General features: G+C 72.7%; 20 protein-coding genes. 10 read left to right on the forward strand and 10 right to left on the reverse strand.

Features of this window, described 5'->3' with window-relative positions; genetic code table 11:
* The 5 genes from SJY07_RS22480 to SJY07_RS22500 all read left to right on the forward strand — a co-directional run bounded on the left by SJY07_RS22480 (position 1) and on the right by SJY07_RS22500 (position 4,006).
* Complete coding sequence (locus SJY07_RS22480) at positions 1–1,386, forward strand: pitrilysin family protein (RefSeq protein ID WP_328292010.1); 1,386 nt, start codon at positions 1–3, stop codon at positions 1,384–1,386.
* Positions 1,383–2,123: a 4-hydroxy-tetrahydrodipicolinate reductase gene (dapB, locus tag SJY07_RS22485; RefSeq protein WP_380161606.1), complete on the forward strand. Its 741-nt coding sequence runs from the start codon at positions 1,383–1,385 to the stop codon at positions 2,121–2,123. Before SJY07_RS22480 ends, dapB begins: the two co-directional genes overlap by 4 nt.
* Positions 2,124–2,125: 2 nt before the next feature.
* Complete coding sequence (locus tag SJY07_RS22490; RefSeq protein WP_380161607.1) at positions 2,126–2,566, forward strand: hypothetical protein; 441 nt, start codon at positions 2,126–2,128, stop codon at positions 2,564–2,566.
* Positions 2,567–2,583: 17 nt separating this feature from the next.
* On the forward strand, positions 2,584–3,009 hold the full coding sequence (locus tag SJY07_RS22495; RefSeq protein ID WP_380161608.1) for a hypothetical protein: 426 nt from the start codon (positions 2,584–2,586) through the stop codon (positions 3,007–3,009).
* Positions 3,010–3,607: 598 nt separating this feature from the next.
* Positions 3,608–4,006, forward strand: a complete 399-nt coding sequence (locus SJY07_RS22500) for an SRPBCC family protein (protein WP_328292006.1) — start codon at positions 3,608–3,610, stop codon at positions 4,004–4,006.
* 57 nt (positions 4,007–4,063) lie between these two features.
* Here SJY07_RS22500 and SJY07_RS22505 read toward each other — a convergent pair whose 3' ends face one another.
* The 5 genes from SJY07_RS22505 to SJY07_RS22525 form a co-directional block, all read right to left on the reverse strand.
* Positions 4,064–5,233, reverse strand: coding sequence for an HNH endonuclease signature motif containing protein (locus SJY07_RS22505; RefSeq protein ID WP_380161609.1), 1,170 nt, complete (start codon positions 5,231–5,233; stop codon positions 4,064–4,066).
* A gap of 82 nt (positions 5,234–5,315) precedes the next feature.
* A complete protein-coding gene (locus tag SJY07_RS22510; protein ID WP_380161610.1) occupies positions 5,316–5,519 on the reverse strand; it encodes a hypothetical protein in 204 nt (67 codons plus the stop codon).
* Positions 5,520–5,747: 228 nt separating this feature from the next.
* Complete coding sequence (locus SJY07_RS22515; RefSeq protein WP_380161611.1) at positions 5,748–6,242, reverse strand: class I SAM-dependent methyltransferase; 495 nt, start codon at positions 6,240–6,242, stop codon at positions 5,748–5,750.
* On the reverse strand, positions 6,242–8,590 hold the full coding sequence (locus SJY07_RS22520) for a glycoside hydrolase family 65 protein (protein WP_380161612.1): 2,349 nt from the start codon (positions 8,588–8,590) through the stop codon (positions 6,242–6,244). Before SJY07_RS22520 ends, SJY07_RS22515 begins: the two co-directional genes overlap by 1 nt.
* A complete protein-coding gene (locus SJY07_RS22525) occupies positions 8,587–9,297 on the reverse strand; it encodes a beta-phosphoglucomutase family hydrolase (RefSeq protein ID WP_380161613.1) in 711 nt (236 codons plus the stop codon). Before SJY07_RS22525 ends, SJY07_RS22520 begins: the two co-directional genes overlap by 4 nt.
* 80 nt (positions 9,298–9,377) lie before the next feature.
* Between SJY07_RS22525 and SJY07_RS22530 the strand changes: the two genes are divergently transcribed.
* On the forward strand, positions 9,378–10,289 hold the full coding sequence (locus tag SJY07_RS22530) for an NADP-dependent oxidoreductase (protein WP_380161614.1): 912 nt from the start codon (positions 9,378–9,380) through the stop codon (positions 10,287–10,289).
* Here SJY07_RS22530 and SJY07_RS22535 read toward each other — a convergent pair.
* Positions 10,286–12,094, reverse strand: a complete 1,809-nt coding sequence (locus SJY07_RS22535; protein ID WP_380161615.1) for a TIM barrel protein — start codon at positions 12,092–12,094, stop codon at positions 10,286–10,288. The genes SJY07_RS22530 and SJY07_RS22535 overlap by 4 nt on opposite strands.
* Before the next feature lie 44 nt (positions 12,095–12,138).
* Here SJY07_RS22535 and SJY07_RS22540 point away from each other — a divergent pair, with 44 nt between their 5' ends.
* The 3 genes from SJY07_RS22540 (at position 12,139) to SJY07_RS22550 (ending at position 15,569) form a co-directional block, all read left to right on the forward strand.
* The gene (locus tag SJY07_RS22540; RefSeq protein WP_380161616.1) at positions 12,139–12,810 is read left to right on the forward strand and encodes an HAD-IA family hydrolase; all 672 of its coding nucleotides are present in this window, start codon (positions 12,139–12,141) and stop codon (positions 12,808–12,810) included.
* A 102-nt stretch (positions 12,811–12,912) separates the two neighbouring features.
* Entirely contained in the window at positions 12,913–13,887 is a 975-nt protein-coding gene (dapA, locus tag SJY07_RS22545) for a 4-hydroxy-tetrahydrodipicolinate synthase (protein WP_380161617.1), read from the forward strand.
* Positions 13,884–15,569: a ribonuclease J gene (locus SJY07_RS22550; RefSeq protein ID WP_328291997.1), complete on the forward strand. Its 1,686-nt coding sequence runs from the start codon at positions 13,884–13,886 to the stop codon at positions 15,567–15,569. The genes dapA and SJY07_RS22550 overlap by 4 nt, the downstream gene beginning before the upstream one ends.
* Before the next feature lie 34 nt (positions 15,570–15,603).
* Here the strand turns inward: SJY07_RS22550 and SJY07_RS22555 are convergent, their stop codons facing one another.
* From SJY07_RS22555 to SJY07_RS22570, 4 genes are all read right to left on the reverse strand, one after another.
* Positions 15,604–16,662, reverse strand: coding sequence for a tetratricopeptide repeat protein (locus tag SJY07_RS22555; RefSeq protein ID WP_380161618.1), 1,059 nt, complete (start codon positions 16,660–16,662; stop codon positions 15,604–15,606).
* An 89-nt stretch (positions 16,663–16,751) separates the two neighbouring features.
* Positions 16,752–17,180, reverse strand: coding sequence for a hypothetical protein (locus SJY07_RS22560; RefSeq protein WP_380161619.1), 429 nt, complete (start codon positions 17,178–17,180; stop codon positions 16,752–16,754).
* Between the two features lie 216 nt (positions 17,181–17,396).
* A complete protein-coding gene (locus SJY07_RS22565) occupies positions 17,397–18,608 on the reverse strand; it encodes an AAA family ATPase (RefSeq protein ID WP_380161620.1) in 1,212 nt (403 codons plus the stop codon).
* On the reverse strand, positions 18,605–19,705 hold the full coding sequence (locus tag SJY07_RS22570; RefSeq protein WP_380161621.1) for a heparan-alpha-glucosaminide N-acetyltransferase domain-containing protein: 1,101 nt from the start codon (positions 19,703–19,705) through the stop codon (positions 18,605–18,607). Before SJY07_RS22570 ends, SJY07_RS22565 begins: the two co-directional genes overlap by 4 nt.
* Positions 19,706–19,851: 146 nt before the next feature.
* On the opposite strand from SJY07_RS22570, the gene SJY07_RS22575 reads away from it, so the two are divergent.
* Entirely contained in the window at positions 19,852–22,650 is a 2,799-nt protein-coding gene (locus tag SJY07_RS22575; protein WP_380161622.1) for a DNA translocase FtsK 4TM domain-containing protein, read from the forward strand.
* Positions 22,651–22,697 lie beyond the last annotated feature (47 nt).

A 22,697-nucleotide genomic window follows, 5' to 3' on the forward strand; every position in this document is an offset into this window, starting at 1 on the left:
GTGTCGTCCACCCTTCCCGGGAACCCCGTCGAGCTGCCCGTCGTGGCAGCCGGCGGGGTTCCCGCTACCACCGTCCTGTCCACCCCCGCCCAGGTGGAGCAGGGGTCGATCGTCAAGCGGACCGTCCTGCCCTGCGGTGCCCGCGTCCTGACCGAGGCCATGCCCGGTCAGCGCTCCGCGAGCATCGGGTGCTGGGTGGGCGTCGGCTCGCGCGACGAGACGAAGGGTCACTTCGGCTCGACGCACTTCCTCGAGCACCTGCTCTTCAAGGGCACCGAACGTCGGGACGCGATGGACATCGCCTCCGCGTTCGACGCCGTCGGGGGTGAGGCGAACGCCGCCACCGGTAAGGAGCACACGACCTACTACGCGCGCGTCCTCGACGCCGACCTGCCGATGGCGATCGACGTCGTCACCGACATGGTCACCTCGGCCGTCCTGGACGACGACGACTTCACCAGCGAACGCGAGGTCATCCTCGAAGAGCTGGCGATGAACGACGACGACCCGGGCGACGTCGCGCACGAGAAGTTCGCCGAGCTCGTCCTGGGCCGGCACCCGCTGGCCCGGCCCATCGGCGGCACCCCCGACACGATCCGCGCCGTCGGGCGCGACGACGTCTGGGCGCACTACCGCGAGCACTACCAGCCGTCCTCGCTGGTCTTCACCGCTGCCGGTGGTCTCGACCACGACGAGGTCGTCGCCTGCGTCCAGCGTGAGCTGGACCGTGCCGCGGGCGACCTCGGTCAGGCCGCTCCCCGTCCGCGCCGCATCAGCGGTGAGGTCGGCGGCGGGCTGGAGAAGGGGCGCTCGCTCGTGGTGGACCGCCAGACCGAGCAGGCCCACGTGCTGCTCGGGATGACCGGGATCACCGCCACGGACGACCGGCGGTTCACGATGTCGGTGCTCAACGCCGTCCTCGGGGGCGGGATGAGCAGCCGGTTGTTCCAGGAGGTCCGCGAGAAGCGGGGCCTGGCGTACTCGGTGTACTCGTTCAACGCCAACTACGCCGACTCCGGCTACGTCGGGCTGTACGCGGGCTGCTCGCCGGCCAAGGCCGCCCAGGTCGCCGACCTGATGCTGGCCGAGCTGGCGAAGCTCGCCTCCACCCCGATGGAGTCGGAGGAACTCGCGCGCGGCGTCGGTCAGCTGACCGGTGGTCTCGTGCTGGGGCTCGAGGACTCCGGGTCGCGGATGAACCGGCTCGGCAAGTCCGAACTCACCCACGGGCAGTTCCTCGACGTCGACGGTGTGCTGGCCAACGTGCGGTCCGTCACCGCCGAGGACGTCCGCGTCCTGGCGGCGGACCTGCTCTCCCGGCCGCGTTCGGTGACCGTCGTCGGACCGTTCAGCGACGACAGCGGATTCACCGGCGTCGTCCAGTGACGATCCGCGTCGCGGTCCTCGGGGCCGGGGGCCGCATGGGTTCGCAGGCGGTGGCGGCTCTCGAGGCCGCCGCCGACCTGGAACTCGTCGCGGCCCTCGGCCGCGGTGACTCCCTCGACGCGGCCGCCGGGGCCGACGTCGTGGTCGACCTGACCGTCCCCGACCAGGTGATGGCCAACGTCGAGTGGGCCCTGGCGCACGGGATGCACGTCGTGACGGGCACCACCGGCTTCACCGCCGAGCGGATCGCCCAGGTCGAGGCGTGGGCCACCGCGGCGAGCCGCAACGTCCTCGTCGCGACGAACTTCGGCATCGGTGCGGTGCTGGTCATGCAGCTCGCGGCCAAGGCCGCGAAGTTCTTCGAGTCCGTCGAGGTCGTCGAACTGCACCACCCCGCTAAGGTCGACGCGCCGAGCGGTTCCGCGATCCGCACGGCCCGCCTCATCGCGGCCGCACGGGCGGAGGCGGGCCTCGGCCCGTCGCCCGACGCGACGACCACGGAACTCCCCGGAGCCCGCGGCGCCGTCGTCGACGGGATCCACGTGCACGCCGTCCGGATGCGCGGGCTGACCGCCCACCAGGAGGTCATCCTGGGTGGACCGGGGGAGACCCTGACGATCCGCGACGACACCTACGACCGCGCCGCGTACATGCCGGGTCTGCTGGTGGGGGTGCGTCAGGTCGCCGACCGCCCCGGGGTCACCGTCGGCCTCGAGCACTACCTGGACCTGGACTGATTGTGCGCGTCAAGATCATCATCGCCGTCAGCGTCGCGGCCCTGCTGTTCTACTTCGTGTTCCTCGGCCGGCTGGGGTACCAGCTGGCCGCGACCGGTGAGTGGGCCGGCATCCTGCTCGGCATCGCGCTGTTCCTGCTGCCCGTCGTCGGGTTGTGGGCCGTCGTGCGGGAGCTCATGTTCGGGCTCGCAACGGAACGCCTCGGCCGCGAACTCGCCTCGCGCGGGGAACTGCCCGAGGACGACCTGACCCGCACCGCGGCCGGGCGCATCGACCGCGAGGCCGGTTCCGTCCTGTGGCAGGCCGCGAAGGACGAGGTCGAGGCCAGCCCCGACGACGCGGGCGCCTGGTACCGGCTGGCGATCGGCTACGACGCGGCCGGTGACCGCAAGCGCGGCCGGGCCGCCGCACGGCACGCGGTCAAGCTGCACCGGGGCCGCTGACACTACGATCCTGCGCCATGACGACGTGGACGGGATCGAACGCCTTCCGGTTGATGCCCACCGACGCGGCCCACGACGCCGTGGCCACCGCGGAGGTGACGGAGGGCGCCGGCGGGAACCTGGTCTCCCTCGCCTACACCTGGTTGCACCCCGACGACGGCGCCCAGGACGGTCTGCTGGTCCTCGGCCCCGCCCGCGAGGACTCCGCCGTCGCGTTGTGGGGTGACTCCTGGCACCAGACCCCCGCCGCGCAGGTGCTCACGGGTTCCGTCGAGGCAGGCGTGTGGAGCGTGGGCTACGACTACGTCCCCGGCCAGTGGCGCTGGCGCATCGTCGTCGACACCTCGGACGCTGAGGAGTTGCTCGTTCGGATGGAGAACGTCGCCCTCGACGACGAGACCCCGCCGTACGCGGCGATGGACCTGCGCGTCCACCCCGCATGACCCCGGCGGCGGTCCTCGTGCTGTCAGGTTCAGCGGTCGGGTGGAGCACGAGCGCGTCCGGCTGCTGACCGCCACCGGGCATCTGCGAGGTGCCGCTCGAGACATTCACCCCCGCCCTCGACCACCTCGCCGGGTTGAGCGACCAACTTGGTCGTCCTAGGCACGTCCAAGGGCGCCGAGGCCGCGTTGCTGCTGGCCGTTCGTGATCCCCGGATCCGGACGGTGGTCGCCCTGTCCCCGACGTCGGTGGTGTGGGAGAGCGTCGAGGGCACGGACGGTCCCCGGTCGAGCCGAACCCCCGGCGTTCCGTTCCCTCTACGAACGGAGCCTCGCCGCGTTCCCGGAACGCGTTGCGGCGGCATCGATTCCGGTGGAGCGGATCCGGAGTCGGGTACTGTTGAGCGCCGGTGCCGACGACCAGGTCTGGCCCTCGGACAGGTTCGCCGGCCACCGAGTGGTGCTTCCCGGAGAGCCGGCCCCGTCGGGCGGGATGGCAATGGCGCGCTGGGGTTCCGCCATCGCGGACGCTGAACTCGGGGAGCGGGTGTGGGCGGAACTGGGTCTCGTGCTCGGGCTCGCCCAGTGACAGCATGGAGTGATGGCCACCGAGTCCCGTCACCTGAGCGTGCACGTCGACCGCCCGGTCGAACAGGTCTACGCCTTCATAGCGGACCCCACCAACATCCCGAACTGGGCACCGGGGTTGGGCAGCTCGGTCGTCGAGGAAGACGGTCAGTGGTACGTGGAACAGGCAGAGGGCCGGGCACGAGTGACCTTCGCCCCCACCAACGAGTTCGGTGTGCTCGACCACCACGTCGTGACGCCGGCCGGGGTCACGGTCTACATGCCGGTGCGTGTGCTGGCCGACGGCGACGGGTGTGAGGTCGTCTTCACCGTGCGTCGGGTGCCGGGCATGAGCGATGACGAGTTCGAGCGAGACCTCGGTGCGGTGTCGGCAGACCTCGAACTGCTGCGCGACGTCATCCAAGGGCGCTGAACCAGAACGTCCGCCCCCGCAGCCTGCCGGCTGCGGGGGTGTTTCGTGTGTGAGCGTCTAGAACGGTGGTTCGTCGGGGAGTCCGGACCACAGTTCCGTGGGCTTTCCGGTTCGGGCGGTGAGCCTGGCGTGGTGGGCTTTCGTGGCTTCGAAGACGTACTGGGTCTTGAAGCGGTGATGACCCCGGCAGTAGGCCCGGAGGTTTCCTGCGGTGGTCTGGCCTTGGGGCCAGGGGATCGTGTGGTCGAGGTCGCAGTTCACGGCGGGGACGTGGCAGCCGGGTGCTTGGCAGTACTCGTCGCGGGCGGTGATGAAGCGGCGCATGGTGTCGGTGATGGCGTAGGCCTTGGCGCCGATGTCGATGACGTCTCGAGTTCCGGGTGAGCAGATGACCTTGCGCCACATCGCGCCGGTGGTGGTGGCGAGTTCGCGGGCGACGTGGGCGGGGACGGGTCCGAGGCCGTCGACGGTGGCTTCGTCGTCGTCGAGGCCGAGGAGGGTGGTGGCGTCGATGCGGACGTGGACCTGCACCGACGTCGCCGGCCGGTGGGTACGCCCGATCACCGCGGGAGAATCAGCGGTGGCAGGTGCGCTGGGATCCGAGAGGGCGGGGACGGCGCGGTTCATGGCGTCGGTGAGCAGGTCGATGATGACGTCGCGGACGCGGTGCCCGTGGCTACGGGTGTCGAGGAGGCCGGCCTTCTTGGCGGCGTCGGCGGCCTGGTCGGCGGCGGCGTTGGTGTGGGCGACCAGTCGCAGGGCGAAGGCGGTGGAGGTGATGAACCCGAGGTGGCTGTGGAGGCCGTCCTCGCAGGGGGTGTGTCCCAGTCCGCGAGGGTCGTCGTTCTTCTCCAGGACGACGGACTCGTAGCCGGGGGTCAGTTCCCGGACTTTCCGGGAACACTTTATACCCAGTTTCCGCCCGGTTAATCCTGCCTGTGCGTGGTGGACGGCGTCGGTGAGGTAGTCCTGCAGGGCCGCGCTGTAGTCCTCTCCTTGGAGGAGCTTCTCGTCCTCCTCGGCGTGGACGGAGGTGACGCGTCCGTCGGGGTCGAGGTGGTCGGTGAGGGTGGCGGTGCGCGCGCTGAGGCGTTCGGCGTGGTCTTCGATGGTGCGGGCCTGGTAGCGGGTGACGCTGCCGTCGGCGACGGCTCGCCAGAGAACCTGGTGCTCGTGTCCTCGGCGCCAGGCGTTGTGGATGGTGGCGCGGGCGCGGTCGACGTCCATGCCTTCGTCGCGGGAGTACTCCTCGGCGACGAGGTCGACGGCAGCTTCCCAGCGGTCGAACCCGGTTCCTGGAGCCAGCGCGCTAGCGCTGGAGGATGGTGACCCCGTGGTCTTGGAGTTGGTCGAGGTCGGGGTGGGGGGAGTCGTGGACGATGGTGACGGCGTCGGCGACGCCGAGGTAGAACAGGGCGTGGGCGGCGTCGGCGAAGCGGCGGTACTTCCCCGGCAGGCCGAAGGCGACCCCGGTGGGGGCCTCCTCAGTCCGCTCCGCGAGCGCTGCCGTCATGTCCTGAGTCTACCGTGTTCGAACACTTCGAACAAATCTGGATCGATTGTCTGGCAATGGTTGTGGGTGCGATGAACCTGTTGTGGCGCGCCCAATCTCACCGCCGGCGGAGGACGATGAGAGGGGTCACGTAGTTCTCCAGGACAGTCCCGCCGAGTTCGTCGACCGCTCGTGCGACCTCCTCCACCTCCGCCGGGACGTGGCGGGGCGTAAACGACCCGTCGGCGCTCAGCCGGGTCCCCCACTGAGCGGTGACCAGTTCCCCGGGTTCGGAGGAGGGTGGCGCGAGGTGACCTCGGCGACGCGGGCGCGGAACGGGGTGCGGGCGAGCGTCGGGTCGCCGAAAGCGTTCCGGAGCACGACGAGGTGGCCCTCCGGACGGAGCCAGTGGTACAGCGCGGGCAGGACGACGTCGAGGTCGAACCAGTGCACGGACGCCGCCGCGACGGCCACGTCGAAGGAGGACGGCGCGAACGAGGCGGTCTCCGCGGTACCCACCCGCACCTCGACGTCCGGGAGGTCCCGGCGCAGCAACCGGGCCAGGTGCGGACCGGGTTCGACGGCGGTCACCGACGTCCCGGCCGCCGTCGACGACCGGGTGGCCCGCCCGGTCCCCGCCCCGAGTTCCCGCAGCCGGGCCCACACGACGTCGGGGTAGGGCGGACGCCCCCGGTCGTAGACGTCCGCGTGCGCGTCGAAGTGCCCGGGGCGCGGGACCGGCATCAGTGGGTGCGGTGCACCGGAGCCCGACCGGGCGGCTGCTGAGGCCGGGGGAGCAGGGGTTCGAGGGGGGTGATGGGTCGGGTCACGGGGGAACCCGTCGTCACCGTCACAGGCTCCCCGGCGTGGACGAGTTCCACGGTGGAGTCGTGGTCGCGCATCGTGTAGGTGACCTCGTCACCCGTGATGTCGACGCACACCTTCGCGTCCCGCCAGCGGATCGAGAACCGCAGCCGGGAGATGCCGTGCGGGAGGCGGGGGTCGAAGGTCAACCGACCGCCGCTGTCACGCATCCCCCCGAAACCGTGGACGAGGGCGAGCCACGTCCCGGCCAGGGAGGCCATGTGCAACCCGTCGGCGGAGTTGTGGTGCAGGTCGCGCAGGTCGACCGTCGCGGCTTCGTAGACGTAGTCGTGGGCGAGTTCGAGGTGGCCGACCTCGGCGGCCGTGATCGCCTGGATCGCCGCGGACAGCGAGGAGTCGCGGACGGTGCGGCGTTCGTAGTAGTCCACGGCCCGGGCCTTGTCCTCGGCGCTGAACCGCTCGGGGAACCAGAACAGCGCCATCTGCAGGTCGGCCTGCTTGATGACCTGCCTGCGGTACAGGTCGAAGTACGGCGAGTGCAGCAACAACGGGTAGTCCTGGTGCGCGGCGAAGTCCCACTCGGGTCGCCGGGTGAAACCCTCGCACTGCTCGTGGACGCGCAGTTCCTCGGAGTAGGGGACGTGCACGGCCTCGGCCGCGTCGCGCCACGTCGCCTGTTCCTCGAGGTCGACGTCGAGGGACCGGGCCAGGTCCGGGTGGCGTTGGCACGCGGCCGCGGCGACGGACAGGTTGTGCGCTGCGGCCAGGTTCGTGAACGTGTTGTCGGCCACGACCGCGGTGTACTCGTCCGGTCCGGTCACGCCCGCGACGTGCCAGGACCCAGCGGAGTCGTGGTGTCCCAGCGACATCCACAACCGGGCCGTCTCCACCAGGACCACGAGCCCGCCGTCGGTCTCCAGGCCCGTGCTGCCGGTGGCGACGCGGTAGCGCTCGACCGCGGCCGCGATGTCGGCGTTCACGTGGAACGCCGCAGTCCCCGCCGGCCAGTAGCCGGAGGACTCCGCTCCGCGGATCGTCCGCCACGGGAACGCCGCCCCGCGCAGTCCGAGTTCCCCGGCGCGCTGGCGGGCCGGCTCGATCGCCGAGGCGCGCCAGCGCAACGCGTCGGCGACCGTGTCCGGGGCGGTGTAGGTCAGGACCGGCAGGACGTAGGCCTCCGTGTCCCAGAACGTGTGCCCGTCGTACCCGGGACCGGTCAGCCCCTTGCCGGGGATCCCGCGTCCCTCGGCGCGCGCGGCGGCCTGCAGGACGTGGAAGAGGGCGAACCGGACCGCCTGCTGCACCTCGGCGTCACCCTCGACCTGGACGTCGGCGGAGTCCCAGAACTCGGCCAGGTACTCCCGCTGCTCCTGCAGCAGCCCCTCGAACCCCGTGAAGCGCGCACCGCTGAGGGCACCCGCCACCTGGTCGCGCAACGCGGGCTGGGACCGCAGGCTGGACCAGCCGTAGGCCACGAACTTCGTCAACCTGACGCGCTCCCCGGCCGGGACGGAGCAGACGACCGTCGTGCGCGCCCAGTCCTCGGCGTCGTGGGTCTCGACCTCGATCCGTCCGGGGGCCTCGACGTGGTTCTCCATGCCTGCGGCCATCTGCAGCCCGCTGGTCCGCGTGCGGTGCACCAGGGTCGCCCCGGCCCGACCGGAGTCGTGCTCCACCGACACCAGCGGCGAGGTCAGCACGGCGGAGACCCGCGGGTCCCCGGACTGCGCCGGCAACGCCTCGTTCGCGACGAGTTCGGACTGCAGGGTGACCCGGACCTCGCGGTCCACGGCCTCGACGACGTACTCGATCGCCGCCACGGCGCGCTGGACGAACGACACCAGGCGGGTGCTGCGGATCCGGACGCGCTTCCCGGCGGGGGAGGTCCAGTCCACCGACCGCACCAGGGTGCCGGCCTGCAGGTCGAGCACCCGTTCGTGGGCGGTGAGTTCTCCGTAGCGGACGTCGAAGGGTTCGTCGTCGACGAACAACCGCACGATCTTCCCGTCGGTGACGTTGACGACGGTCTGCCCCACCTCGGGGTAGCCGTAGCCCGCCTCCGCGTAGGGCAACGGGCGTTCCTCGTAGAAGGAGTTCAGGTAGGTGCCGGGGAGACCGTGGGGTTCCCCCTCGTCCAGGTTCCCGCGGAAACCGATGTGGCCGTTGGACAGGGCGAAGACCGACTCGGCGTTGCCGAGGATGTCCAGGTCGAGGCGCGTCTCGCGCACGTGCCAGGGCTCGACCGGGAAGGCGTCCTGGGCGATCACCTGCGGCCTCCCAGCAGTTCGGCGAGGTCCTGCACGACGACGGTCGCGCCGTGCTCGCGCAACGCCTCGGCGTGACCGACGCGGTCGACCCCGACGACCGCCCCGAATCCGCCGGCGCGACCGGCTTCGACCCCGGACAGGGCGTCCTCGAAGACGGCGGCCCGGCTCGGGTCCACGCCCAGTGCCTTCGCCCCGGCGAGGAAGCTGTCGGGCGCGGGTTTGCCCGCGAGGTGCTGCTCGCGCAACGTGACCCCGTCGACGCGCTCCTCGACGAACCGGGCCAACTCGGTGACCTCGAGCACCTGGCGGGTGTTCGCGCTGGAGGAGACGACCGCGCGGCGCAGACCGGCGGCCTGCGCGGCCTGCAGGTAGCGGCGCGACCCCTCGTAGACGCGGACGCCGTCCTGGTCGATCCGGCGCAGCAGGTCGCGGTTCTTGCGGTCCCCGAGCTCCTGCACCGTCTCGTCGGAGACGGTGATCCCGCGGCTGGCCAGGAAGTCCCGCACGCCGGCCTCGCGCGGCTTGCCGTCGACGAACTCGCCGTAGTCCCGGACCGGGTCGAAGGGGCGGTAGTCCTGTCCGTCCCGATCGCGCAGGAAGGCGTCGAAGGTCGCCTTCCACGCCTGGTCGTGGACGGAGGCGGTGTCGGTGAGGACCCCGTCGAGGTCGAAGAGGAGGGCGGTCACGTGGTCCGGTAGGCCGAGCACGTGGTCATCCTCCGGGCTGCACCGCCCGACTGCACCCGGACAGGCTTGCTCTCGGCCTGCGTTCAGGACACTCTCACGGGATGAGCAGAGCGGTGCGGTTCGAGCGATGGGGTGGACCCGACGTCCTGCACGTCGTCGAGGTGCCGACCGCGGCCCCCGGAGCCGGGGAGGTGCGGGTCACCGTGCGCGCCGCCGGCATCACCGCGGGGGAGTCCGCGGCCCGCGAGGGCGCGCTGGCCCAGCTCTACCCGACGGCGTTCCCCGCCGGCACCGGCGCCGAGTTCGCGGGCGTGGTCACCGACACCGGTCCCGGCGTCAGCGGCGTCACCGTCGGCGAGGAGGTCCTGGGCTGGAGCCCGGACCGGGGCGGGCACGCCGACGTCGTCGTGGTCCCGGCCGAGGCCGTGGTTCCCAAACCGGCGGGCGTCTCCTGGGAGGTCGCCGGAGCCCTCTACGTCGCCGGGGTCACCGCGTACTCCTGCGTCGAGAGCACGGGGGTGCGTGACGGCGACGTCGTCCTCGTCCTGGGGGCGACGAGCGACGTCGGCACGCTGACCGTCCAGCTGGCCCGGCTCTGCGGTGCGACCGTCGTAGGCGTCGCCGACCTCGTCCACCACGAGTGGTTGCACGCCCACGGCGCGGACGCCGTCGTCCCCGCCGAGGACGGCGACGGTCTGGCCCGGACGCTGCGCCGGCGCGGGGTGGCCGTGGACGTGATCGTCGACACCACGGGTTTCGAGGTGGACGCTCTCGCCCGGGCCTTCGGGGTGGACGTCGCGCGGTGCGCCGCGGCGCTGCCGCTCGAGGCCGACCTGGAGTTCGGCGTGGACCAGGCGCGTCGGCCGGAGGTCCTCACCGAGCTCGCCGAACTCGTCGCCGCGGACCGCCTGCACGTCCCCATCGCCGGTTCGTTCCCGTTGGCGCAGGTGCAGGACGCGTTCGCGATGGCGGAACGGCCCCACCCGCAGGGCCGGATCGTCCTGCTGCCCTAAGCCTGCGGGTGGCGCCGTTGCGCGGCGAGGCGCACGGGCGTGTTGACCGCCCCGAACCCGTGGTACCCGCCGCGGCGTTCCAGCACCTCGACGAAGAACTCCCGGCTGAGGGCACGGGTGAAGAACTGCAGCAGTTCCCCGCCGTCCTCGTCGCGGTCGTAGAGCACCCCGTGGGCGCGCAACCGGTCCAGGAACTCCGGGGCCAGGCCGAACCGGGCGTCGAGGTCGTCGTAGTAGTTCTGCGGGACGTCCAGCGGCTGACCTCCGGCGGCGACGAACGCGGCCGCGGCGCTGAGGACGTCGGTGGTCCGGAACGCGACGTGACCCGAGGCGAACGGTCGTCCCTTGAGGTGCGCGGAGGTGGGACCCACGTTGAGGGCGATCCGGATCGCCGCGTCGGCGGAGGAGTGCGCCCGGGAGCGCACCAGCCCGTCGGGTGCGGCGACCTCGCTGAGTTCCCCGCCGCGCAACCCGAGGACGGCGGTGAGGAACAGTCCCGTGGAGTCGAAACCCGCGAACGGCTGGGGCAGGGCGACGTGGTCGATCTCGACCAGGCTGGACCCTCCCACGGGTTCCCCCGCGGGCAGCGGCTCGACCGGCACGAAGTCGTCGAGCCAGTCGGGGTCCTCGCCGCAGAACTGCACCCAGGTCCCGTCCGGTGCGACCAGGGACGGGATCTCCGCCTCGCCGGTGCCGACGGGACGGTGCACGACGGCCGCGAGGAGTTCCCGGGACCGCTCGGCCAACGCGTGCGGTGCGGCGGCCTGCAGACCCAGGGCGGACAACCGGGCCCGTTCGCTGGTCGGCCGGCGGTTCACGACGACCCGGACCCCGGCGTTGCCCCAGAGGTCGACCTCGCCGCGGCGGTGGGTCCCGGTGCGCCGGAAACCCAGTGCGTGCAGCAGGTCCGCGACGTCGGAGGCGCCTTCGGAGGCGACGTCGGAGGCTGCGACCTCGACGAACGCCCAGCCGGTCGGGGTCGGGGCCTGCGGCAGGGTCCCGGGCGTGGCGAGGTCGGCCAGGTGGCGCAGCGAACGGAGCGCGTCGACCGCCGTGCGACCCGGGTCGGCCTGGCGGTACACGTCGTTGAACACCTCCAGCGACACCGGCCCGTCGTAGGGGTTGGCGAGGACGGCGCGGTGGAAACCCGTCAGGTCGAAACCCCCCTGACCGGGGAACAGGCGGTGGTGCCGGCTCAACGGGAGGAGGTCCATGCCCAGCGGCGGGGCGTCCGCCACCTGGTAGAAGAACAGCTTCTCCAGTCCCGCGATCGCCGCCGGGTCGTCCCCGCGGGAGAGGACGTGGAAGGAGTCGACGCAGGTCCCCAGCGAGGGGTGGTCGGCGGCCGCGACGATCCGCGCGCCGTGCCGGTAGTCGGACACGTGGGTGCCCCAGGCGAGCGCCTCGTAGGCCAGCCGGACACCGTGGCCGGCGGCGACCTCGGCGAGGGTCCGCAGCTGGTCGGCGAGCTCCCCGTCGTCCCGGACGGCGCCGGGGTGGACCGAGGAGCACACGAGCAGCAGGTCGCAGCCGAGCTCGCGCACCACCTCGCACTTGCGGTGCAGCCGCTGCGCGGTGCGGGCCTGCACCGTCGCGTCGACGTGGTCGGGGTCGCGGAACGGCTGGAACAGCGCGATGCGGACCCCGAGGTCGGCGGCGAGCGCCCGGACGTCCTTCGGGGCCAGCGGGGAGGCGACGAGGTCGGGTTCGAACACCTCGACGGCGTCGAACCCGGCGACCGCCGCGGCCCGCAGCTTCTCCGGCAGCGACCCGGCCAGGCTCACGGTGGCGATCGACGTCTGCACAACCCCCACGGTCGCACGCCCACCCCGGCTCGTAGGGTGCGCTCGTGACCGTCCCCGTGCTCGATCCCGTCCTGGACCGCCCGTTCGCAGCAGTCCTCTTCGACATGGACGGCACGCTCGTCGACTCCACGGCCGCCATCAACCGGAGCTGGACGACGTGGGCGGTCGAACACGGGATCACCGCCGAGCAGCTCGCGGGGACGCACGGGCGTCCCGCCCCGGAGATCGTGGCCGACCTCGTCGGGCCCGACCGCTTCGCCGCCGCCTCGGCGCGCATCACCGAGCTCGAGATCCTCGACGTCGACGGGGTCGTGCAGCTGCCCGGGGTGGCGGACCTGCTGGCCGGGTTGCCCCCGCAGGCGTGGGCGATCGTCACGTCGTGCTCGTCGCCGTTGGCCGACGCGCGCCGGGGGGCCGCGGGGCTGCCCGACCCGCGGGTGCTGGTCACCTTCGACGACGTCGAGCACGGCAAGCCCGCGCCGGACTGCTTCCTGCTCGGCGCCGCCCGTCTCGGGGTCGACCCGGCCGACTGCCTGGTCGTCGAGGACGCCCCCGCGGGTCTCGCCGCGGCCCGGGCCGCGGGCTGCGCGACCCTCGCCGTGCGCACGACCCACCCGGAGGGACCGTTGGACGCCGACCTCGTCGTCCCGCTGCTCAGCTCGGTGCGGATCACCCCCGGTGACGGTGGTCTGAGGCTGACCCTCGAGCGGGTGTAACGCTCGCCCGCGCCGCCCCGATGACACCTCAGGACCCGGTCGCTGCCCGGACCCCCGAGCGGGCAGCGACCGGGTCCTTCCCGTGGCGGTAACCTCAGGAGCATGTCGACCGCCACCGCAGCAGCGCCCCACCGTCCCTTCGGGACGGTGCTGTCGGCGATGGTGACCCCGTTCACCGCGACGGGTGCCCTGGACCTCGACGCGGCCGCCGCGCTCGCCGTGCACCTCGTGGAGCACGGTCACGACGGTCTGGTCGTCAGCGGGACGACGGGGGAGTCGCCCACGACCAGCGACGACGAGAAGGACCGCCTGCTGCGTGCCGTCCTCGACGCCGTCGGTGACCGCGCCCGCGTCGTCGCGGGGGTCGGCACCAACGACACCGCGCACACGGTGGAGCTGGCCCGCTCGGCCGAGAAGGCCGGCGCCCACGGGCTGCTCGTCGTCACCCCGTACTACAACAAGCCGCCGCAGGCCGCTCTCGCCCAGCACTTCACCACGGTGGCCGACGCGAGCGGCCTGCCGGTGATGCTCTACGACATCCCCGGCCGCTCGGGTGTCCCCATCGACACCGAGACCCTGGTGGCGGTCGCCGCGCACGAGCGGATCGTCGCCGTGAAGGACGCCAAGGGCGACTCGATGGCGACCTCGTGGGTCCTGGCCCGCACCGACCTCGCGTACTACTCCGGTGACGACGCCGTGAACCTGCCGCTGCTGGCGCAGGGAGCCTGCGGGATCGTCTCGGTCGTCAGCCACGTCGCGGGCCGTGAGTACGCCGCGATGATCGCGGCGCTGGACGCGGGGGACCTCGTGACGGCCCGGACGATCCACACCCGGCTGCTGCCCGCCGTGCGCGGGATCATGACCCGCACCCAGGGTGCGGTGGCCGTCAAGGCCGCCCTGGAACTGACCGGTGTCCTCACCGGACGTGCCGTCCGCCAGCCGTTGCTGGCGGCCACCCCCGAGGAGGTCGACGCCATCGCCGCCGACCTCTCCCTCGCCGGGCTCGAAACCCCCGAGAACTCAGCTCGACCCAACCCCACGGCAGCGGCCGCCCAGGCCGCAGGAGGAGCCGCATGAGCCACCCCCACCCCGAACTCACCAGCCCCCCACCGTTGGCCGACGGCGCCCTGCGCGTCGTCGGTCTCGGTGGGCTCGGCGAGGTCGGGCGCAACATGACCGTCTTCGAGTTCCAGGGGAAGCTGCTCGTCGTCGACTGCGGCGTGCTGTTCCCCGAGGACCACCAGCCCGGCGTGGACCTGATCCTGCCGGACTTCTCCTCGATCGCCGACCGCCTCGACGACATCGTCGCGGTCGTGCTGACCCACGGGCACGAGGACCACATCGGAGCGGTCCCGTACCTGCTCAGGCTGCGCGGGGACATCCCGTTGCTGGGTTCGCAGCTGACCCTCGCCCTCGTCGAGGCGAAGCTGAAGGAACACCGCATCAAGCCCTACACGCTGGGGGTGCGCGAGGGTCAGGTCGAACAGCTCGGGCCGTTCAGCTGCGAGTTCATCGCGGTGAACCACTCGATCCCCGACGCGCTGGCCGTCGCGATCCGCACCGACGCGGGACTCGTCCTGCACACCGGTGACTTCAAGATGGACCAGTTGCCGCTGGACAACCGCATCACCGACCTCAACGCGTTCGCGCGTCTCGGTGACGAGGGTGTCGACCTGTTCTGCGTCGACTCCACCAACGCCGAGGTCCCGGGTTTCACCGCCCCGGAACGCGACATCGGCCCGGTGCTGGAGCAGTTGTTCGGCCGCGCCGAGCACCGCATCATCGTGGCGTCCTTCGCCTCGCACGTGCACCGCGTCCAGCAGGTCCTGAACGCCGCGGACGCTCACGGCCGCAAGGTCGCCCTCGTCGGTCGGTCGATGGTCCGCAACATGGGCATCGCCGCCGAGCTCGGGTACCTGCAGGTGCCGAAGAACATCCTCATCGACCTCAAGCAGGTCGACGACCTGCCCGACGACCGCGTCGTGCTCATGTGCACCGGGTCGCAGGGTGAACCGATGGCCGCGCTGTCGCGGATGGCCAACCGCGACCACCGCATCTCCGTCGACGCCGGGGACACCGTCATCCTCGCCAGCTCGCTCATCCCGGGCAACGAGAACGCCGTCTACCGCGTCGTCAACGGTCTCGCCCGCCTCGGGGCGACGGTCGTGCACCAGCAGAGCGCGAAGATCCACGTCTCCGGGCACGCCAGCGCCGGGGAACTGCTCTACTGCTACAACATCCTCAAGCCGCGCAACGTGATGCCGGTGCACGGCGAGATCCGGCACCTGCTCGCCAACGCCGAACTCGCCGTCAAGACGGGGGTTCCGCGCGAACGCGTCGTCATCGCCGAGGACGGTGTCGTCGTCGACCTCGTGGACGGCAAGGCGAGCATCGTCGGCAACGTGCCCGTCGGCTACGTCTACGTCGACGGCTCCACCGTCGGCGAGATCACCGAGGCCGACCTGAAGGACCGCCGGATCCTCGGCGAAGAGGGTTTCATCTCCATCTTCGTCGCCGTCGACTCCGTCACCGGCAAGGTCGTGTCCGGGCCGGAGTTCAACGCCCGCGGCTTCATGGGCGAGGACCCCAACCGCTTCGCGGCCATCAAGACCCGCGTCGAGAAGGCCCTCAACGACGCCTCGACCGGACCGGTGGACGTCCACCAGCTCCAGCAGATCGTGCGCCGCACGGTCGGCACCTGGGTGTCGCAGGCGCACCGTCGCCGGCCGATGATCGTGCCGGTCGTCGTCACCGCCTGAGTCCGGTACGTCCCTCGCAGCCGTCCCGCCGGGTTCAGTCCCGGCGCGGGCGGCTGCGTCGCACCACGAACCCGAACACGACGTTCACCAGGAACAGCACCCGGAAGACCTCGAACGCGCCGGGACCGGCGACGGTCTCCAGCGGGGCGACGGCGATCCCGACGCAGGCGAGCAGCAGCAGCGCGGCGATGACCCAGGCGCTCACCAGCAACGGACGCTGCCGGGAACGCTGGAGCACCGCGGCCCGCACCGCCGTCGGGGTGCTCCGCCAGGCGCTGGCCGTCCAGGCGCCGAGACCGGCGACGGCGACGAGCAGCACCACGAGGCGCACCGGGAAGCCCGTGCCCGTCCCGCTCTCGACCGCTCCGCCGACCAGCAGCGCGAGGACGGCGAGCGCGCTCCCGATCCAGATCCGGCGCGCGAAGGCGAGCGCGAGCACGTCGACGTTGAACCGCGCCGTCGCGCTGTGCGGGTCGGCCAGCAGCGAGTCCCCGAGGAACCTGGCCGCGCCGCCGAGGCGGTGGGAGTTCAGCGCGATGACGCCCAGGTTGTTCAGCGCCTCGGGGTGCTGCGGGTCCAGTTCCAGCGCTGCGGCGTAGGCCCTGCGGGCGCGGCCCCGGCGGCCGCGCTGCTGCAGGGCGAGACCCAGGACGAACAACGGGTGCGCCATCCCCGGTCCCGCGGCCACGGCCCGCTCGGCCGTGGTGACGGCCTCGCGGCGGGTGCTGCGGCGGTCGCTGAGGACGGTGGCGAGCTGGGCCAGGGCGTAGGGGTGGTGCGGGTTGGCGCGCACGCCGTCGCGCGCCGCCTGCAGCGCGGCGTCGTGGTGGCCGAGACGTTGCAGCGCCACGCTGAGCAGCCGGTGGCCGTGCTCGTGCTGGGGCTCCGCGGCGATCGCCGCGGTGGCGGCCTGCGCGGCGGCTTCCGGGCGGTCGAGCTGGAGTTCGGCCATGGCCGCCAACCGCAGGGCCTCGCCGTGGTGCGGGTCGCTCGCGAGGACGTCGTGCACGGCCCGCAACGACTGGTCCCAGCGTCCCGCGTCGGCGAGGGCCTCGGCCCGACGCAACCGGACGTCGGGGGTCCAGTCGGTCACTCGAGCAGGGTACGTCGCGGGCGCGGTGCTAGGTTTCCTGCTGTGCCGATCCGCCGCCCCTCGCGCGGCGACGCTCCCTACTCCCCGCGTCATTCCACGGGCGGGATCTTCGGCAGCCGTGCCGTGCGGGTCGTCGCCGCCGGAGCGGTGGTGGCCGCCGGTGTCGTCGGGGTGGTGTGGCCCGGGGGGCGCGACCGCCCCGGACAGGTCCAGGTGCTGCCGTCCGCGGTGAGCAGCGCGCCGACCGCGGCCGTCGTCGCGACAGCCAGCCCGCCCGTGACGGGGACCGGGACGGTGACCGCCTCCGTGGCGCCACGTGTTCTCGCCACGGTGGTCCCGTCGGGAAGCTCTGCGGCGCAACCGGTCCCGACCCGGACGACCTCGGCCCCGTCGGCCCCCGCACCTGCCGTCTCGTCGACGACCACGTCGGCGCCGGGTCCGGCGCCCGTCGTCGCCCCCACTCCCGACCCCGATCCCGCGCCGGCGACGAGCCGGACCCCGCCGCCGGTTGCGCGCACGGCGCCGGAAGCCGGGCCGGGGCGCGTGCTGCTGCACGGGACCGTTCCGCTGCCGGACCTGCCCCCGGGGTGGGACGTACCGACGGGCTCGACGAGCGTACGGATCCCCCTGCCCGACCCCGTGACGGTCACCGCTGAGGTCGGGGCCCCGGCGCCGGACCAGGCGGAGGTCGAGATCACCGTCGAACGCGGCGACCGACCCAGGGCCGGCTGAGTTCAGCGCCGACGGCGCCGCAGGTAGGCCTGGAGTTCGTCCCAGCTGCCGTCGGCGTTGGCGTAGGTCGCGACGTTGCGGGCGGAGTCGAACCACGGACCGGTCGAGGGCCGGACCTGGGTGAGGGCCTGCCGGAGGTCCGCGGTGGTGATGGGCCGGACCGTGCCGGAACGCATCGAGTCGCGCAGGGCGTGTTCCGCCGCGGTCTCGGCGACGTGGGCGAGGTCGGCCCCGGAGAAACCGTCCGTGCGGGCGGTGACCCCGGCGAGGTCCAGGTCCTGCGTGGGGCGGTCGCGGAGGTGGTGTTCCAGCACCGCGATCCGGGCGGCCTCGTCCGGGGGCAGGACGAGCAGCATCCGGTCGAAGCGTCCCGGCCGGCGCAACGCCGGGTCCACGTCCCACGGGGCGTTGGTGGCCGCCAGCACGAACACGCCCTCGTTGTCGCCGTCCATGCCGTCGAGTTCCCCGAGGAACTGCTGCACGGTCGTCCGCATCCCCGAGGACCGGTTGCCGGTGCGGGACATGCCGAGTCCGTCGACCTCGTCGAAGAACAGCACGCACGGGGCGTGACGACGGGCCTCCTCGAAGAGGGCGTGCAGGTTCTTCTCGCTGTTCCCGATCCACATGTCCAGGACGTCGGACAACCCCACGGAGAGGAAGTGCGCGCCCATCTCACCCGCCACGGCCCGGGCGATGAACGTCTTGCCGCACCCGGGAGGGCCGTAGAGCAGCAGACCGCCGCGCAGGCTCTTGCCGTAGAGGGCCCGCAGCTCCGGGTTGCGCAGGGGGCCGAGGAACGCGAGGTCGAGGCGTTCCTTGACCTCGGCCATCCCGGCGACGTCGGCGAGGGTGACGCGGGGGCGTTGGACCTCGGCCGTCGTCCCGGGGTCGACCTCGTCGTCGTGGGCCGTGAGCCCGCTGGTGTCGAGGGGGCCGAGGTCGGCCTCGGCGCTGGCCCAGTCGAAGGCGTGCTTGGCCACGGGTGCCGGGGGAGGGGCGGGGAGGCTCAGCGAGCGCTGCACGAGGTCGCGGGCCGGTCCCGACGTGGGGTCCTGGGCGAGGACGCGCGACGCGTGGGCCAGCGCGGCGTCCGCGTCACAGGCGCTCAGCAGGAGTTCGGCGACGTGCAGGCGCAGGGGAGCGTCGTCGGGGGTGGCCTCCAGCGCGGCGAGGAGGCTGCGCAACAACGGGCCGGGATCGCCGGGGGTGCTCACGCAGCCCAGGGTAGGCGCGGGGCCCGCACCAGCGCCGCGGCCCCGGACGCCACCCGGCCGACGACGATCTCCAGCGGCCCCCGCCCCACGGCCAACCGCCAGCCGGTCGCGAACACGACACCGACGAACACGTGGACGACGAGCACGGTCGTCGTCTCCGCCGGCCAGGCGGCCAGGGCGACCACGTGGGCGGTGTAGATCGTCAGCGGCATGGCGCCGAACGCCGCGACCGGCTGCAGGAAGCGGGTGACCGCCGCCGGGAGGAGGCACAGGGCGCCCACGACGGCCAGCGCCGTCCCCGCCGTGTGCAGCAGGTCGAACGGGGTTCCGGAGTGCGGGGCCGCGACCGCGAGCCACCACCGGGTGTCGGTGGGGACGGTGCCGTAGAAGTCCTGGACCTGGCTCAGCGCGGTGCGGCCGCCGAGCGGACCGAGCAGCAGCGCGCTCGCGATCCAGGACCCGCCGGCGGTCAGGGCGCCCGCTCCGAGGAGCCGCGTGCCCACCACGGTGCTTCGCAGGTCGAGCTTCGAGACGGCCAGGCCGAGCAGCAGGTACCCCGCCCAGCCGATGACGGGGTAGTAGCCGGTGAGGGTGAGGGTCTGCAGCAGGTCCCCCGGCCGGGACAGCCAGCCCAGGGTCGGTTGCTCGTAGCGGGCCGGGAGCTCGTAGACGGCCCGCAGCGCGAAGGAGGCCACCGGTGCGAGGACGAGCCACCCACCGGCCAGGACGGCGAGGCGCCGGGCCGGCCACCAGAGGAAGGGCAGCACGACCACGAAGGCCACGCCGTAGTACGGGAGGATGATCGCGATGCGGCTCCCCGCGTCCACGAGCAGCAACCCGAGCAGGGCGACGAGCAGGCCGCGGACCACCACCGACGTTCGTGCCGCGGTGCGCCGGTCGCCGCGTGCTCGCGTCGAGAGGCCGAGGGAGAGCCCGGCCAGGACGCCGAACAGGGCCGAGGCCCGGCCGTGGGCCACGGCGTAGAGGACCCCACCGGCTCCCGGGGTCTCCTCGCCGGGAAAGACGTGGATCGCCATCATCCCGACGATGGCGATCGCCCGGGCGAGGTCCACTCCGACGATCCGCGCGCTGCCCACCGCCCCAGTGTGTCGGGTGCGCGCGGCGTGTCGGCGTCGGTCCGCCCGCGGGCCGGGGGACGCTGAGGACCGGCTGGGCGTCCGCTCGGTCGGAGCAGTCGCGCCCGCCGCGGGCTGGACCAGCGTGTCATCGGTACCGTGATCGCATGGCCTCCCCGACGAACGCGCGCACGACCAGCGGTAGGGGAGGTTCCACCAAGGTGGCGACCGGCGGAACACGGGGTGGCACGAAGGCGGGCGCCAAGGCACCCGCACGCAGCAGCACGAGCCGGCCGGCGGCCAACCGCGCCCCGGCCAGGGCGGTCGCCAAGCGACCCGCTGCCGCCCCGGTGCGTTCCGGTCCGTCGTGGCCGGTCCGGGCCGTCTCCGCCGTCTGGATGGGGTGCGCGCACCTCGTGGGCGGCACGGCTCGTCGCGTGGGTGACGGCGCGCGTGACCTCGACCCCGAGCTGCGCCGGGACGGTGCCGGGTTCTTCCTGCTCGCCCTGGCCATCGTCGTCGCCGCCCGGGAGTGGTGGGGACTGCCCGGAACGGCCGGTCGGGTCATCCACACCGTCGTCGCCGGCACCTTCGGTGAGGTCGCGCTGGCGCTGCCCGTCGTGCTCGTCGGGCTGGCCGTGCACCTGCTGCGCCACCCCGACCAGACCCAGGCCACCTCGCGGGCCGTCATCGGGTCGATCGCGCTGACGCTGTCCGCGGCCGGTCTGGTCCACCTCGCGACCGGGGCGCCCTCGCCGACCGGTCCGGAGGGCGCGGGGGTCGTCACCGACGCGGGCGGGATGCTCGGCTTCCTCGTCGCAGGGCCCCTGACGACCGCGCTGACGCCGTACGTGATGGTTCCCATCCTGGTCCTGCTCGGGTTCTTCGGGGTCCTCGTCCTCACCGCGACGCCGGTGCACGCCATCCCGACCCGCGTGCACGAGGCCTACGAACGTCTCACCCACCACCCCGAGCGCGCCGCGCGCGACGCGGAGCGGGCGGCCGCCCGTCGGGACCTGCCCGCCACGGCGCTGGCCCGCCAGCGGGCGGCCCGGGCCCTCGAGGGCCCGGAGTCCGGGGACACCACCGGGGACACCGCCGAGGACAAGCCGAAGCGCCGGCGTCCGAAGAAGGACGAGGCGCGCGTCGGCGACGAGGCCTTCGACCGTGCTGCGATCACCGAGGCGGAGCTGGCGGCCGCCGAGGAGGAGGCCGCCTCCCGACCCCGACCGGGGCAGCGGCGCGTCGTCCCCTCCGACCCGCCGTCCGTGCGCGAGTCGCTGGAGGCCCGGGACACGCCGATCGTCGACGGGGCCTCCGTCCCGGCGAGCACGCCGAAGGACCTGCCCGCCCCGCCGCACACGCCGATGCCGCCGCGGATCGAGCAGCTCGCGCTCGCCGGCGACGTCACCTACACGCTCCCCGAGCCGGCCGCGCTGGTCCCGGGCACGGTCCCCAAGGAACGCAGCGCCGCCAACGACCGCGTGGTCGAGGCGCTGAGCGAGGTCCTCAACCAGTTCGACATCGACGCCGCCGTCACCGGGTTCTCCCGCGGCCCGACGGTCACCCGCTACGAGGTCGAACTGGGCCGCGGGACGAAGGTCGAACGCGTCACGGCGCTCAGCAAGAACATCGCCTACGCCGTCGCGAGCGCCGACGTCCGCATCCTGTCGCCCATCCCGGGGAAGTCCGCGATCGGCATCGAGATCCCGAACTCCGACCGCGAGACGGTCTCGCTGGGTGACGTGCTGCGCAGCAACGTCGCGACCCGCACCGAGCACCCGATGGTCATGGGGGTCGGCAAGGACGTCGAGGGCGGTTTCGTCATCGCGAACCTCGCGAAGATGCCGCACCTCCTGGTCGCCGGGGCGACCGGCGCCGGCAAGTCGAGCTTCGTCAACTCGATGATCACCTCGATCCTCATGCGCGCGACCCCCGACGAGGTCCGCATGGTGCTCGTCGACCCCAAGCGCGTCGAGCTCACGATCTACGAGGGCATCCCGCACCTCATCACCCCGATCATCACGAACCCGAAGAAGGCCGCCGAGGCGCTGGAGTGGGTCGTGCGCGAGATGGACCTGCGCTACGACGACCTCGCCCAGTACGGGTTCAAGCACCTCGACGACTTCAACAAGGCCGTGAAGGCGGGCAAGGTCCACCCGCCGGAGGGCTCGAAGCGGGTCATCCAGCCCTACCCGTACCTGCTGGTGGTCGTCGACGAGCTCGCCGACCTGATGATGGTCGCCCCGCGCGACGTCGAGGCCTCGATCCAGCGCATCACCCAGCTCGCCCGGGCCGCCGGCATCCACCTGGTGCTCGCGACCCAGCGTCCCTCCGTCGACGTCGTGACGGGGCTCATCAAGGCCAACGTGCCGTCGCGGCTGGCGTTCGCGACGAGTTCGCTCGCGGACTCCCGGGTCGTGCTGGACCAGCCGGGGGCCGAGAAGCTCGTCGGGCAGGGCGACGCGTTGTTCCTGCCGATGGGCGCGTCGAAGCCCATGCGCGTGCAGGGGGCGTGGGTCACCGAGAGCGAGATCGAGGCGATCGTCTCGCACGTGAAGTCGCAGCTGCAGCCGACCTACCGCGACGACGTCGTGGTCACGGCGCAGAAGAAGCAGGTGGACGAGGAGATCGGCGACGACCTCGACGTGCTGCTGCAGGCGACGGAACTCGTCGTCACGACGCAGTTCGGGTCGACGTCGATGCTGCAGCGCAAGCTGCGCGTCGGCTTCGCGAAGGCGGGTCGCCTCATGGACCTCCTCGAGTCCCGGGGGGTGGTCGGCCCGAGCGAGGGGTCGAAGGCGCGCGACGTCCTGGTGCGTCCGGACGACCTGGCGGGGACGTTGGCCCTCATGCGCGGCGACGAACCGCCGACGGCGCCGGAGCCGAAGGTCGGGGCGGAGCTCGAGGTCGTGGACGGGGACGAGGGCGGCGAGGACGCCTGGGAACTGCTCGACCGGCGCTGAATCCTTGCGGCGCACGACACGTCACGGAGAGCAAGCACAACGTCGCA

This window comes from Kineococcus sp. R86509, assembly GCF_042466365.1.
GTDB lineage: Bacteria > Actinomycetota > Actinomycetes > Actinomycetales > Kineococcaceae > Kineococcus.